The sequence below is a fragment of the Pigmentiphaga sp. H8 genome, assembly GCF_003854895.1.
In the GTDB taxonomy this organism is placed as follows: domain Bacteria; phylum Pseudomonadota; class Gammaproteobacteria; order Burkholderiales; family Burkholderiaceae_B; genus Pigmentiphaga.
Genome location: NZ_CP033966.1, coordinates 1,980,344 through 1,993,326, shown reverse-complemented (window position 1 = coordinate 1,993,326; position 12,983 = coordinate 1,980,344). Strand labels below are relative to the sequence as shown.

Sequence of the window (12,983 nt, the reverse complement as noted above, 5' to 3'; positions counted from 1 at the left end):
TCCGTGTTCCGGCGTCAGTTCGCCAGCGGCCGCAGCTCGCCGGTTTCGAACTTGTGCGCCAGCTCGTTGATGGGCAGGGCCTTGCAGACCAGCCAGCCCTGGATCAATTCGCAGCCGCTGGCCACCAGCAGGTCGCGCTGGGCCTCGGTTTCGACGCCCTCGGCCACCAGGTCCAGGCCCAGCGTGCCGGCCAGCCCCACGATGGCATCGACGATGGCCTGGTCGTTGCGCGAGGAAGGCAGGTTGCTGATGAAACGCCGGTCGATCTTCAGCGCGGCCAGCGGAAAGCTCTGCAGATAGGCCAGGCTGGAATAGCCGGTGCCGAAGTCGTCCACGGCGAATCGCACGCCCAGATCGGTCAGTTCCTCGAGCAGGGTCTTGGCGTGGGCCGGATCCTCCATCAGCACGCTTTCGGTAATTTCGAGCACGATGCGCCGGGGCGCCAGCCCCGTCAGCTTGAACGCCTCGCGCACCGCCGCGGGGAAACGCTTGTCGCGGAACTGCTGGGCCGAGACGTTGACGCTGGCGTATTGCAGGTGGATGCCGCGCGCGTCCCACTGCATGAGCTGCATGCAGGCATTCTTCAGGGCCCATCCGCCCAGGAAGTTGATCAGGCCGGCCGACTCCGCCAGCGAGATGAATATCTCGGGCGAGACGGCGCCCAGGACCGGATGATGCCAGCGCATCAGGGCCTCGATCCCGGTCACTTCGCCGTTGCGCGCCTCGACGATGGGCTGGTAGTGCAGCGAAAACTCGCCGTTGCGAATGCCGCTGTGCAGGTCGGACTCCAGCCTGAGCGTGTCGGGCCGGTTGCCGGCCGCGCGCCGCTCGTAGAAGGCGAAGCTGTAGCCGCGATTGCGGCCCGCCTGCGCCAGCGCCTCGTCCACGTGGTAGAGCAACTGGTCGCAGCCGTTGGCCCGGTCGGGAAACAGCACGGCACCGATGCGCACCGACAGTTGCAGCGTCTGCCCCTCGTGCGAATACGGGAGCTGGATCGCATCGGAGACACGGCGGGCGAATTCCTCGACGTAGTCGCGGTCGGGCACGTCGCGCAACAGGATCAGGAAGGCGTCGCTGTAGCAGCGCGCCACGAATTCCCGGGCGTGGCAGGCGCTCTTGAGCCGCAGCGCGGTCTCGTGCAGGATGCGGTCGCCGGCTTCGTAGCCGAAGGCCTGGTTGACGCGATGGAACTCGTCGATGTCGATCTGCAGCAGGGCCACGCGATAGCCCTTGTCCAGCGCCTCCTGCTTGGCCCGCTCGATCTCGTGGCGCGCCGACGCCAGGTTGTCGAGCCCGGTCAGCACGTCGTGGTACATGGCGTAGGTCAGGCACTGCTCGTTGTCGGCCCAGGCCGACACGTCATGCCCGACCACCAGCAACTGTCCGGGTTCGATCGCGTCGGGCGCGACGCGCAGCTCGACCAGCCGGGGATAGGTCAGCGTCTTGATCAGGTGCAGCGTGCACTTCTGCACCTCGCCCGTCTGCTGGGCCTGCCGCAGGCAGGCTTCGAGCAGGGGCGCGTCTTCCTGCGGGACCAGGTCGCGCAGCGTGACGATGCGCAGGTACTCGCGGTGATAGCCGATGAACGCGAGCCCCGGCTCGGAGATATACAGGAACCGGCCCTGCTGGTCGATGCGCGCGAAGAAATCGATGGCGCTTTCGAAAGAGGCCACCGGATCGGCGCAAACGCGGTCTAAGGTATCAAGTCGCATGGAGGGACGGGCTCAAGGGAGACCCGGAACCACGCCTGGACAGCTGGACGATAGTGGGCCTGTCTCCGGTCAACGTACTTGCAACGGTATTAACGGCGGGCCCGCCGCCAAGTTGAGATGCGCTTCGCCGCGGAAAAGACGCCGAATCAGGCCTCTCTTCCGGCTCCAATCGCCCGTGACAGGGCCTTGACAAGATCGGTTTGCGTGATGATGCCGGCCAGTGTGCGCTCCTCGTCGATGACGGGAATGTGGTGATGGCCGCCGTCGGCGAACAGCGGGATCAGCTCGATCACGTAGCGGCTGGCGCTGACCACCCGGACATGCCGGGTCATGATCTGCGAAATGACCCGGGGACGCCCACCCGCGCCCGGCGCCAGGCCGACCAGCGCGCGCAGCCGCCCGCCCCACCCTTCCGGCCGGTCCATCTCCAGCTGCCGCATGAAATCGGCCACCGTCACGATGCCCACCACGCCGCGGGCCTGGTCGATCACCGGCAGCGCCTTGATGCGATGCTGGCGCATCAAGGCCCAGGCCTCCTTGAGCGGCATGTCCTGCACGGCGCTGAGCGGCGTGCGCGTCATGATGTCGCGGCAGCGCAACTCGCCCAGGCTGCGCCGGTAGGCGGCCATTTCCGCATGGTGCAGCAGGTTCTCCAGGTCGTCGGGGCTGACGTCCAGCACCTGGTTGTAGTGCGCCAGCGCGGCATCCAGGTCGGCCGCCGTGAAGCGGGACCGGGGGCCGGGCACGGGCTTGGCCTGGGCATGGGGATAGCGGCGGCCGGTCAGGCTGTTGTAGGCCAGGCCGGCCATGATCAGCAGTACCGAATTGGCCAGCACCGGGAACAGCGCGTAGCGGTAGTCGGCGGCCTGGGCCAGCACCGCGGTCAGGGCGGCTGCGCCGCCCGGGGGATGCAGGCAGCGCAGCGACAGCATCACCACGATGGCGCCGCCCACCGCCAGCGCGGCCGCCAGGACGGGATCGCCGATCACGTTGACGCAGATGATGCCCACCAGCGCCGACAGCGTGTTGCCGCCGACGACCGACCATGGCTGGGCCAGCGGGCTGGCCGGCAAGGCGAACACCAGCACCGCGCTGGCGCCCAGCGGAGCGACCATCCAGGCGGCGCTCCCCAGGCCGCCGGCGGCCATCCGGCTCGCCCAGGCGGCCAGCAGGACCCCTGCCAGCGCGCCCAGGACGATGCGCAGGCGCTCGCGTCCATTGATGCGCATGCGGCCCGGCCGGAAGGACGCCAGCCAGGCGCGCAGGGTGGCAATGGAGAAACCCGGCCGCGGCGCGGAAACCCGGGAGGAAGGGGAGCGATCGGACATGGAACGACGGCGACGACGGCACGGCACACTGAAACCAGCCGGGCATAGTACCGGATTGCGGGGCGCCCCCGCCGCCGGATGCCCCCTCTGGCACAACGGGCATGAGCATATATCGTCATTTAACGATATAAAATTCGAGGTCCATCGATATGATTCGGCACACCGCCTAGCCAGGATTCCTTATGACAACGCTGTACGACCCCATCACCGTCGGCGATCTCCAGCTCGCCAACCGCATCGTCATGGCCCCGCTGACCCGCAACCGGTCGCCGCGCGCCGTTCCCCTGCCCGTCACGGCCACCTATTACAGTCAGCGCGCCAGCGCCGGCCTGCTGATCACGGAAGCCACCGCCATCAGCCACCAGGGCCAGGGCTATGCCGACGTGCCCGGGCTGTATTCGGAAGAACAACTGGCCGGCTGGCGGCGCGTGACCGACGCGGTCCACGCCGCGGGCGGCAAGATCGTCGTCCAGCTCTGGCACGTGGGCCGGATCTCGCACACCTCGCTGCAACCGGACGGCGGCGCGCCGGTGGCGCCCTCGGCCATCCGGGCCAACGCCAAGACCTACCTGGTCGGACCGGACGGAGGCGGCTTCGCCCCGACCTCCGAGCCTCGCGCGCTGCGGCTCGATGAATTGCCCGGCATCGTCGCCGACTACCGGCGCGCCGCCCGCGCCGCCATCGAGGCCGGCTTCGACGGCGTCGAACTGCACGCCGCCAACGGCTACCTGATCGACCAGTTCCTGCGTTCGGGCAGCAACCACCGCGACGATGCCTACGGCGGCTCCATCGAGAACCGGGCGCGCCTGCTGACCGAAGTGCTGGATGCCATCACCGACGAGATCGGGGCCGGCCGCACCGGTATCCGCATCTCGCCCGTCACGCCGGCCAACGATGCCTCGGACCCCGAACCCCAGCCCCTGTTCGACTACGTGGTGCGCAAGCTGGCCGGCTACGGGCTGGCCTACGTCCACATCATCGAGGGGGCGACGGGCGGTGCCCGCGATTACCGCCAGGGCGCTGCCCCGTTCGACTACGCCGCGCTGAAAGCGGCCTACGCCCAGGCCGGCGGCAGGGGCGCCTGGATGACCAACAACGGCTACGACCGCGCAACCGCCGAGCAAGCGGTCCAAAGCGGGGCCGCGGATCTCGTGGCCTTCGGCAAGCTGTTCATCGCCAATCCGGACCTGGTGCGCCGCCTGCGCGAACAGGCACCGCTGAACGCGCCGGACAACACCACGTTCTACGGCGGTACGGAAAAGGGGTACATCGACTACCCCGCGCTGGCCTGAACCAGCCGGACGGCCCAACGAGGGGGACGGGCCCATGGCGCCGCCCCCCCCTTACCCACGCTAGCAGCGCCCCTTCTTCGCCTGCCCCGGCGGGCAGAAGCGCGGGCCGGGGTAACCGCCCCGATAGGCCGGTTGATACTCGTAGTAATACCCCGGCGAATCGTAGTAGTACCCCGGCGCGGGCGCCACGACGGCGCCTCCGGGGGTGTACACCGCGCATCCGCCCAGCACGGTCGCCGCGGCGATGGCAGTCAGGATGGATTTCATGATTGCTCCTTGCGTACGGATCAGAACGCGAAGTCCCGCGTTGCCGGTCCCGTACCGATATCGACGGACGAGGACTTCACGGTGCCCGTCGAGGTCGTGGCCTCTATCGTGTAGCGCCCCGCCGCGGTCGCATCCGGCACCAGGGGAATGGGCAGCGTGGTCTGGTAGGTGCCGGCCACCGGCGCGGCGGCGGGCAGGCTCATGGCGTAGGCGCCGGTCGTCAGGCTGGCGAACGTGGAGGCCACTTCGAACTTCGCCCCGCCCGTCGTCTGCAAGGCGCGCAGCGACGCTTCGGCGCTCAACGGCGTCACGGTTCCCGACACGGTGTTGAAGGCCGACGGCGGCGGAGCGATAGGCGCCGTCGCCGTGGATACCGTCGTGCTGGCTCCCGCCACCACCGGCACCGAGCGGATGATGCCCACGCCGCGCGCGGCCGATGCCGGCGGCACCACCACGACGTCGACGTTGCCGGTCGTGCTGCTCTGCTCGATGGGGGACAGCGTGAACGCGCCTTCGCTGGTGGCCACGGTGCCCTTGACCACCTCGCCGCCGCGCTCGGCGTAGACCCGCGAACCGGCCGGCGCATAGCCGACCACCTTGCCGCTCACCACGATGGGGATCGCGGTTACCACCGGCTTGAGATTGAAACCGCCGTTGCCGCGCGCGACGACGGACTTACAGGCGTCGAAGTCCAGCACGAGGTCGGTCAGCGTATCCGGGGCGACAGTGAACGGCCGGATGATCTTGTAGCCGCTTTGCGAGGCGCTGGGCGTGGTCAGCGCGATCTCGTCCCCGCTGCCGCCGGTCTGCACCACCGCATTGGCATAGGGCTTGCCGGCGTTGGCCTGCAACACCAGGCGGATCTGCTGATAGTCCCCCGCCGGCAGCGCCGTCTTGCCCAGCGTGGACATGACGCCGTTGGTCAGCGAAAGAAGGTCGATCCGCCGGACCGGCGTGACCGGGATATCGACCCAGCCCGAGCCGTTGTCGTCGACATTCGGATTGCCGTTCACACGGATCTTACTGACGGTTACGAAGACATGATCGAAGCCACAGGCGGGCGCATCGGTCATCGAAACTTGCAGCGTGCCCTGGGCGGGAGCGGACGAACCGTCACCTCCCCCGCATGCCGCCAATCCCAATGCCCCCGCACATCCCAGAACCAGCATGCCATACGGAATTCTGTTGTTCGCCACGATGACCTCCTTTCGGTAAAGCGTGAACGCGGGGCGAGCATACGGCGGACGGTGTTCGGGGCGTGTAATCTATATGTAAGCTCTGTAAATGGGGCGGGAAGCCGCGGTTACATGCCGCTTTCGGCTTTCGCGCCGCGCGCCTCCTTCAGCGCCACGGTCAGGTTCGCCACTTTCCGCTTCAGGTCGGCATTCTCGGCCCTGAGCGCGCGCACCAGGCCCTGCAGCTCGCCCACATCCGTGCTCTCGGGCGGCAGGTCGGCCGGCTCCTTTCCGCCTTCGCCAGCGGGCGCCGCATCGTCCTGCCGGGGCCTGGCCTTTTTCTCGCGCACCTGGCGCGCGGCGCGCCGCAGTTCGTCCTTGCCGCCGGCCACCGCCACGACCTGTTCCTCGGCCGGCAGGGTGGCGACCGCCGCCGCCGCGCTGATGGAAATGGTTCCCGACTTGACCGCCGCCACGAGTTCGGGCGCGGCCGCCTTCTGGATGCGCTCGATCTGGCCCACCGTCGCGGTGCTGAGCCGCGCGGCCCGGGCCACGGCCTCGCGCGTCGCCAGGGCCGGCCGGGCCGGTTCCGCGGATGCACTGCCCTGCGGCGCGGGCGAGGGCTCGGCCGCTTCCGCGGAGGCCACGGAAGGCGGCGCCTGGACAGGCTTCCTGGACTGCAGGATGTCTTTCTTGCGCAGGGCCAGCACGCCCCGCTGGTAGTCGGAGATGCTGCGCCGGCCCAGGTGGTTGTCTATCATCCAGAGCCGCACGTCGTCCATCGACTGGAAGGCCGTGTTCTGCACCGTGCGAAACTCGATGCCGTGCTTCCTGCATATGCCGTAGCGGTTGTGGCCGTCGACCAGCACGTTGCCCCACAGCACCAGCGCATCGCGGCAGCCTTCGGCCAGCAGGCTGCCCTCCAGCGCGGTGTACTCGTCTTCGCTCAGCGGGTCGATGTAGGCCCGCAGTTCTTCGTTGATTTCTATGTCCATGCAAACCTTCATTGCGGATCGGCCGGGAGTGTAATCGACGGCGGCCGCCCGGGGCCGGTCAGGCGCTCTCGCGCGCCACGATGCTGAACCCGATCTCGACGACGGGGGCGGCCGGCCGTTGTCCGCTGGCCCGGGCCGCGATCATTTCCGCGGCCCGGGCGCCGATCGCGGCCCCATCCACGTGCACCGAGGTGATGGAAGGCGACATCGACGCGGCGATGTCCATGTCGCCGAAGCCGACCACCGCCAGTTGCCCGGGCACGTCCACGCCCTGCACCGTGGCTTCGGTGACGACGCCCGCCGCCATGAGGTCGGAAGTGCAAAAGATACCGTCGATGCCCTTGCCCGTGCGCTGCAACGCGCGCAGGCCCTCGCGTCCCTGCGCGTGCGTGGTCGGCGCCGGCAGATACAGCACCACCGGCTCGGGCAGCCCCAGTTCGAGCGCCGTGCGCACGTAGCTCGCGGCGCGCAGTCTGGCCCGCTCGTCGTCCCCGCTCAGCACGGCCTGGCGGGTCTTGCCCGCCTCGAACAGATAGCGGCTGACGGCCGCCCCGATCTCTTCGTGCGACACGCTCAGCAGCATGTCGATGGGCGTGGCCGTGGTGTCCCAGGTCTCGACCACGGGGATGCCGGATGCCTGGAGCAACTGGCGCCCCTGCGGCGAGTGCATCACGCCGGTCAGCACAATGCCGTCGGGGCGGCGGCCGATGATGGCCCGCAGCAGCGCGTCCTCGCGCGGCACGTCGTAGCCGCTCTGCCCGACCATGAGCTGGTAGCCCCGGGCATCGAGCGACTCGGTCAAGGCCGCCAGCATGCCCGCGAACAGGGATCCCGCCACCGACGGCACGAGCGCCGTCACCAGATGGCTGCGCGACAGCCGCAGCGCGCCCGCCATCAGGTTGGGAACATAGCCCAGCGCCGCGATGGCGGCATTGACCTTCTCCAGCGTGGCGGGGGAAACCTGCTGCGGGGTATTGATGGCGCGCGACACCGTGATCATCGAGACGCCGGCCGCCTTCGCCACCTCACGCACGGTCACGCCGCTCCGTTCGGCGGTCGGGGCGGGTACGGCGGCGGACTTGCGGTCGGACGGAGACATCGGCGGGAGGGAAAAGCAACGCGAACGAGACAGAAGGCTAACCCGGCGGGCCGGCGGATAGCGGCCGACGCGGCCTGGGTTTCCACCTATGGTCGCCGGCAGCCTGTGATCATACATTCTGCCCATCCGGATGTTAACGTTAACAAAACACAGACAACGCTGATATCCGCGATTGGTAACGTTAACATCCATAAAAAGACATGGAGACGACATGAACGCCCAAGCACGTGCATGGATACTCGGAATAGCCCTCGCGGCCGCCTCCGGCAGCGCTCACGCCTGGCCCGACAAGCCGGTGACGATGGTGGTCCCCTTCCCTCCGGGCGGCGCGACGGACTCGGTGGCGCGCGCCGTCGCCAACAAGCTGCAGGAGCGGCTCAGGCAATCCTTCGTGGTCGAGAACAAGGCCGGCGCCACCGGCACCATAGGCGCCGCGCAGGTCGCCCGCGCGACACCGGACGGCTACACGCTGATGGTCACGTCGCTGGCGCCGCTGGTCGTCGCGGAACACCTGATGAAGGACCTGCCCTACGCCCCAGCCAAGGACTTCACCTACCTCACCGTCGCGGTGCAGGCCCCCAATGTGCTGGTGGTCAGCCCCGCGCTGGCGCCCAAGGTGGGCAACGTCCAGGACGTCCTCGCGCTGCTCCGGTCCCGGCCGGGGGCCGTCAGTTTCGCCACATCGGGCGCGGGTTCGTCCGACCACCTGACCGCCGAGCTGTTCTGGCAGAAAACCGGCACGAAGGGGCTGCACGTGCCCTACAAGGGCGGCGCTCCCGCCATCGCCGACCTGCTGGGCAACCAGGTCGACATGTCGTTCCAGAACGTCAACGCCGTCCTGCCGCACATCAAGGCCGGCAAGCTCAAGGCCATCGCCGTCACGGGCAACACCCGCTCGCGGGTGCTGCCCGACGTGCCCACCTTCGCCGAAGCCGCGGTGCCCGGCCTGGTGGTCTATTCCTGGCAGGCCATCGTCGCGCCCAAGGGATTGCCGGCCGACCTGCGCAACCAGATATCGGCGGCGCTGACGGAAGCCATCAGGGATCCCGCGGCCAGCAAGCCCTTCACCGACGTCGGCCTGGAAGTCGTGGCGAACTCGAGCGACGAATTCACGCGCTTCCAGCGGCAGGAAAGCACGCGCTGGAAGGAAGTGATCGAGACCGGAAACATCTCCATCCAGTAACGCGACCACGCCGGAAACGATCATGCCTGCTGCTTCCTCGCCCGCCGGACACACGCCCACCATCACCCGCATGCGGGTGGTGCCCGTGGCCGGCCGCGACTCCATGCTGCTCAACCTCAGCGGCGCCCATGCGCCCTACTTCACCCGCAACCTGGTCATCCTGACGGACAGCGCCGGCCATACCGGCGTGGGCGAAGTCCCCGGCGGCGAGCACATCCGCGCGACGCTGGAAGACGCGCGCGGCTTCATCGTAGGCAGTTCCATCGGCCGCTACACCGACACGCTCAACCGGATGCGCAACGCCTTCGCCGGCCGCGACCATGCGGGCCGAGGGAACCAGACCTTCGACCTGCGCATTGCCATCCATGCCGTGACGGCCATCGAGTCGGCGCTGCTCGACCTGCTGGGCCAGCACCTGGAGGTGCCGGTGGCCGCGCTGCTGGGCGAAGGGATACAGCGCACGTCGGTGCAGATGCTGGGCTACCTGTTCTACGTGGGCGACCGCACGCGGACCCCGCTTGCCTACGACAGCGCGCCGGAGGAACAGGACGACTGGCTGCGCCTGCGGCACGAAAAGGCGCTCACGCCCGAGGCCATCGTCAGGCTGGCCGAGGCCGCGTACCTGCGCTACGGCTTCGAGGACTTCAAGCTCAAGGGCGGTGCGCTGCGCGGCGAAGAAGAGATCGAGGCCATCCGCGCCCTGCACGAACGCTTCCCCCGGGCCCGCATCACCCTCGACCCCAACGGCGGCTGGCTGCTGCGGGACGCCATCCGCCTGTGCCGCGACATGCACGGCGTGATGGCCTATGCCGAAGATCCCTGCGGTGCCGAAGGCGCGTACTCCGGCCGCGAGACCATGGCCGAATTCCGCCGCGCAACCGGCCTGCCCACGGCCACCAACATGGTCGCCACCGACTGGCGGGAAATGGCGCATGCCCTGTCACTGCAATCGGTCGACATTCCCCTTGCCGATCCGCACTTCTGGACCCTGCAGGGCTCGGTGCGCGTGGCCCAGGCCTGCCAGGCATTCGGCCTGACCTGGGGCTCGCATTCCAACAACCACTTCGATGTCTCGCTGGCGATGTTCACCCACGTCGGCGCGGCCGCGCCGGGCCGGGTTACCGCGCTCGACACGCACTGGATCTGGCAGGACGGCCAGCACCTGACGCGCGACCCGCTGCAGATCCGCAACGGCCGCATCGAACTGCCTCAGGCTCCCGGACTGGGCATCACGCTCGACATGGACGCGGTCGAGCGCGCGCACCGGCTCTACAACCAGCGCGGCCTGGGCGCGCGCAACGACGCCATGGCCATGCAATACCTGATTCCCGGCTGGCGATTCAACAACAAGCAGCCGTGCCTGGTGCGCTGAGCGGCGCAGCGGGTGCCCGGTTGACCTCCACGGTGACGTGGACCAGTTCCTCGTGGATGGCCAAGGCCTCCCGGAAATGGGAAGGCGTGGCCGGCGTGTCGGTCACGACCCCCAGGATGCAGGCGTACTTGCCCTTCCCCACCCGCCAGACGTGGAGATCCGTGATCGTCGCCTTGAACGGGCAGGCCTCGATCACCTCTCGGATCTCGGCCACTACCGGCGCATCCATTTCGGCGTCGAGCAGAACCTTGCCCGAGGCACGCAGCAGGCCATAGGCCCAGACCGCGACCAGGCCGGCGCCGACGATGCCCATGGCGGGATCCAGCCAGGCCGCGCCCCAGAGCTTGCCGCCGAACAAGGCGACGATGGCCAGTACGGAAGTGGCGGCGTCGGCAACGACGTGCAGATAGGCGGAACGCAGGTTCAGGTCGCTGCCGTGCGCGTGTCCATGGCCGTGCTCATGGTCGTGCCCATGGTCGTGATCGTGGCCATGGTCATGCCCGTGATGCCCGTCCTTGAGCAGCCAGGCGCATGCGAGATTGATGGCCAGGCCGACGGCCGCGATGGCGATCGCCTGATCGTAATGGATGGGCGTGGGAGCCATCAGCCGCTCCACGGATTCGTACAACATCAGGGCGGCCACCCCGGCCAAGAACAAGGCGCTCGTGTAACCGCCCAGCACCTCGATCTTCCAGGTTCCGAAAGCGAAGCGCCGGTCATGGGCATAACGCCGCGCCGCGCCGTACGCCAGCACCGCCAGCCCGAGCGCCAGCGCGTGCGAGCTCATGTGCCACCCGTCGGCCAGCAACGCCATCGAATTGAAGACGTAGCCGCCAAGGATCTCGACCACCATCATCGTCGCGGTAAGCAGGACCGCCCAGCGGGTATTGCGTTCGGCCAGGGGGTTGCCCTCGTCGAAGACGTGGCTGTGCGTCCAATTTTCGGGGGTGGCGGATGTCGACATGATGCGGCCTGCGCGGGGGTGGTTATATACTATACCCCAGTATAGTTCATGCGAAAAAGAGGGCTGTCCATGGCACATACCATCCACAACCAGAAGCGGCTCCTGACACGCGTGCGCCGGATCAAGGGACAGGCCGAGGCCCTGGAGCACGCCCTTGGCCAGCAAGTGGAATGCACGGCGATCCTGCAGCAGATCGCCGCGATACGGGGCGCGGTGAACGGGCTCATGGCCGAAGTGCTGGAGGGACACATCCGCGAGCACCTGGGCCGCGCCGACGCGCCCGCCGACGTGCGGGCGGCCGACCTGGAAGAAGTCGTGGCCGCCGTGCGGTCCTACATGAAGTAAGGGCTGGACGCGCACCATGATCAAGCGGATGAAGCAATGGGCCCGGCGCATCAAGCAGGATGTCGTCGCGATCTGGCTGGCGGCCCGGGACCCTCGGACGCCCTGGATGGTCAAGGTGCTCGCCCTGCTGGTGGCCGCCTACGCGGTCTCGCCCATCGACCTCATTCCCGATTTCATCCCCGTGCTGGGATACCTGGACGATCTCATCATCGTCCCGCTCGGCATCCTGCTGGTCGTGCGCCTCATTCCCGCCGATCTGATGGCCGAATTCAGGCGTTCTGCCGCGGACATGTCGAGCCGGCCGGTCAGCCGGGCGGCCGCGGCCGTGTTCATCGCGATATGGGTGCTCGCCGCGGCCCTGGTCCTGTTAGTCTTGTTCCGGAAGGCGGCGTTCGCCTGACTCGACAAGGAGACCCCGTGGGCAATACGTTCGACATCGACGCGTACCTGGCACGGCTCGGATACCAGGGTTCCACGGCCCCTTCCCTCGCGGTGCTGGATGCGCTGACCCGCGCCCACTCGCAAACCATTCCATTCGAGAACCTGGACGTGCTGCTGCGCCGGCCCATCCACCTCGAACCGCAGCGCCTGTACGACAAGCTGGTCACCGCGCGCCGCGGCGGCTATTGCTTCGAGTTGAACGGCCTGTTCCTGGAACTGCTGGCGCGGCTGGGCTTTGCCGTGCGCCCCCTGGCGGCACGGGTGCGCCTGAGCACGGCCGATCGCAGCATCATGGTCCAGCGCACGCACCTGACGCTGGCGGTCACCCTGGATGGACAGGACTGGATCACCGATGTCGGCGTCGGCGCCACCTCGCTCACCCGCGCCCTGCGCCTGGAGGATGGCCTGGTCCAGGCCACGTCCCACGACACGCGGCGCCTGGTGCGCGAGGACGGCAGGTGGTTCCACCAGGTGCGGCACGCCGACCAGTGGATCGACGTCTACGAGTTCACCGGCGAGGACATGCCCATGGTCGACCGCGAGGTGGCGAACTGGTACACCAGCACGCATCCTGGGTCGTTCTTCCTCCAACGACCGACCGCGGCGCTGGCGCTGCCCGAAGGCCGCCGGGTGAGCCTGCTCGGCAAGGTCCTGAAGTTCCGGGAAGCCGACGGCAGTGCCCGGGACCAGGAACTGGACGGTCCACAGGACTTGCAGGCGGCGCTGGGCGAACATTTCGGGATCGACCTGCCGATGGACGCGCTGCGGACCATCCCGCTGGACTGATCTCTTTCGATCTCGTCTCGCTGG

At 68.3% G+C, this 12,983-nt stretch carries 13 protein-coding genes; 6 read left to right on the top strand and 7 right to left on the bottom strand.

Annotated elements, in window-relative coordinates:
* Nucleotides 1-14: 14 nt before the first annotated feature.
* Together EGT29_RS09425 and EGT29_RS09420 are read right to left on the bottom strand one after the other, a co-directional pair.
* Nucleotides 15-1,673, bottom strand: a complete 1,659-nt coding sequence (locus tag EGT29_RS09425; protein ID WP_161567752.1) for a bifunctional diguanylate cyclase/phosphodiesterase — start codon at nucleotides 1,671-1,673, stop codon at nucleotides 15-17.
* Nucleotides 1,674-1,858: 185 nt separating this feature from the next.
* A complete protein-coding gene (locus EGT29_RS09420) occupies nucleotides 1,859-3,040 on the bottom strand; it encodes an HPP family protein (RefSeq protein WP_124688779.1) in 1,182 nt (393 codons plus the stop codon).
* 182 nt (nucleotides 3,041-3,222) lie between these two features.
* Here EGT29_RS09420 and EGT29_RS09415 point away from each other — a divergent pair, with 182 nt between their 5' ends.
* Nucleotides 3,223-4,332, top strand: coding sequence for an alkene reductase (locus tag EGT29_RS09415; RefSeq protein WP_124688778.1), 1,110 nt, complete (start codon nucleotides 3,223-3,225; stop codon nucleotides 4,330-4,332).
* A gap of 60 nt (nucleotides 4,333-4,392) precedes the next feature.
* Here the strand turns inward: EGT29_RS09415 and EGT29_RS09410 are convergent, their stop codons facing one another.
* The 4 genes from EGT29_RS09410 to EGT29_RS09395 form a co-directional block, all read right to left on the bottom strand.
* The gene (locus EGT29_RS09410) at nucleotides 4,393-4,599 is read right to left on the bottom strand and encodes a hypothetical protein (protein ID WP_124688777.1); all 207 of its coding nucleotides are present in this window, start codon (nucleotides 4,597-4,599) and stop codon (nucleotides 4,393-4,395) included.
* Nucleotides 4,600-4,619: 20 nt separating this feature from the next.
* A complete protein-coding gene (locus EGT29_RS09405; RefSeq protein ID WP_124692281.1) occupies nucleotides 4,620-5,768 on the bottom strand; it encodes a DUF4382 domain-containing protein in 1,149 nt (382 codons plus the stop codon).
* A gap of 134 nt (nucleotides 5,769-5,902) precedes the next feature.
* A complete protein-coding gene (locus tag EGT29_RS09400) occupies nucleotides 5,903-6,769 on the bottom strand; it encodes a hypothetical protein (protein WP_124688776.1) in 867 nt (288 codons plus the stop codon).
* A 58-nt stretch (nucleotides 6,770-6,827) separates the two neighbouring features.
* On the bottom strand, nucleotides 6,828-7,802 hold the full coding sequence (locus tag EGT29_RS09395; protein WP_238160436.1) for a LacI family DNA-binding transcriptional regulator: 975 nt from the start codon (nucleotides 7,800-7,802) through the stop codon (nucleotides 6,828-6,830).
* A gap of 277 nt (nucleotides 7,803-8,079) precedes the next feature.
* On the opposite strand from EGT29_RS09395, the gene EGT29_RS09390 reads away from it, so the two are divergent.
* Together EGT29_RS09390 and gudD are read left to right on the top strand one after the other, a co-directional pair.
* Nucleotides 8,080-9,051, top strand: coding sequence for a tripartite tricarboxylate transporter substrate binding protein (locus EGT29_RS09390; protein WP_124688774.1), 972 nt, complete (start codon nucleotides 8,080-8,082; stop codon nucleotides 9,049-9,051).
* A 22-nt stretch (nucleotides 9,052-9,073) separates the two neighbouring features.
* Complete coding sequence (gudD, locus tag EGT29_RS09385; RefSeq protein ID WP_124688773.1) at nucleotides 9,074-10,423, top strand: glucarate dehydratase; 1,350 nt, start codon at nucleotides 9,074-9,076, stop codon at nucleotides 10,421-10,423.
* Here gudD and dmeF read toward each other — a convergent pair.
* The gene (gene dmeF / locus EGT29_RS09380; RefSeq protein ID WP_124688772.1) at nucleotides 10,392-11,387 is read right to left on the bottom strand and encodes a CDF family Co(II)/Ni(II) efflux transporter DmeF; all 996 of its coding nucleotides are present in this window, start codon (nucleotides 11,385-11,387) and stop codon (nucleotides 10,392-10,394) included. The genes gudD and dmeF overlap by 32 nt on opposite strands.
* A gap of 69 nt (nucleotides 11,388-11,456) precedes the next feature.
* Between dmeF and EGT29_RS09375 the strand changes: the two genes are divergently transcribed.
* Genes EGT29_RS09375 through EGT29_RS09365 form a run of 3 tightly spaced genes read left to right on the top strand, consistent with a single transcriptional unit; the run spans nucleotide 11,457 to nucleotide 12,959 of the window.
* The gene (locus EGT29_RS09375) at nucleotides 11,457-11,732 is read left to right on the top strand and encodes a metal/formaldehyde-sensitive transcriptional repressor (RefSeq protein ID WP_124688771.1); all 276 of its coding nucleotides are present in this window, start codon (nucleotides 11,457-11,459) and stop codon (nucleotides 11,730-11,732) included.
* A 16-nt stretch (nucleotides 11,733-11,748) separates the two neighbouring features.
* Entirely contained in the window at nucleotides 11,749-12,132 is a 384-nt protein-coding gene (locus tag EGT29_RS09370; RefSeq protein WP_124688770.1) for a YkvA family protein, read from the top strand.
* Nucleotides 12,133-12,149: 17 nt separating this feature from the next.
* On the top strand, nucleotides 12,150-12,959 hold the full coding sequence (locus EGT29_RS09365) for an arylamine N-acetyltransferase (protein WP_202865603.1): 810 nt from the start codon (nucleotides 12,150-12,152) through the stop codon (nucleotides 12,957-12,959).
* Nucleotides 12,960-12,983: the final 24 nt, after the last annotated feature.

Coding starts and splice junctions, on each gene's coding strand:
- EGT29_RS09420 (WP_124688779.1), bottom strand. CDS start 3,040: ATGTCCGATCGCTCCCCTTCCTCCCGGGTTTCCGCGCCGCGGCCGGGT.
- EGT29_RS09415 (WP_124688778.1), top strand. CDS start 3,223: ATGACAACGCTGTACGACCCCATCACCGTCGGCGATCTCCAGCTCGCC.
- EGT29_RS09410 (WP_124688777.1), bottom strand. CDS start 4,599: ATGAAATCCATCCTGACTGCCATCGCCGCGGCGACCGTGCTGGGCGGA.
- EGT29_RS09405 (WP_124692281.1), bottom strand. CDS start 5,768: ATGCTGGTTCTGGGATGTGCGGGGGCATTGGGATTGGCGGCATGCGGG.
- EGT29_RS09400 (WP_124688776.1), bottom strand. CDS start 6,769: ATGGACATAGAAATCAACGAAGAACTGCGGGCCTACATCGACCCGCTG.
- EGT29_RS09390 (WP_124688774.1), top strand. CDS start 8,080: ATGAACGCCCAAGCACGTGCATGGATACTCGGAATAGCCCTCGCGGCC.
- gudD (WP_124688773.1), top strand. CDS start 9,074: ATGCCTGCTGCTTCCTCGCCCGCCGGACACACGCCCACCATCACCCGC.
- dmeF (WP_124688772.1), bottom strand. CDS start 11,387: ATGTCGACATCCGCCACCCCCGAAAATTGGACGCACAGCCACGTCTTC.
- EGT29_RS09375 (WP_124688771.1), top strand. CDS start 11,457: ATGGCACATACCATCCACAACCAGAAGCGGCTCCTGACACGCGTGCGC.
- EGT29_RS09370 (WP_124688770.1), top strand. CDS start 11,749: ATGATCAAGCGGATGAAGCAATGGGCCCGGCGCATCAAGCAGGATGTC.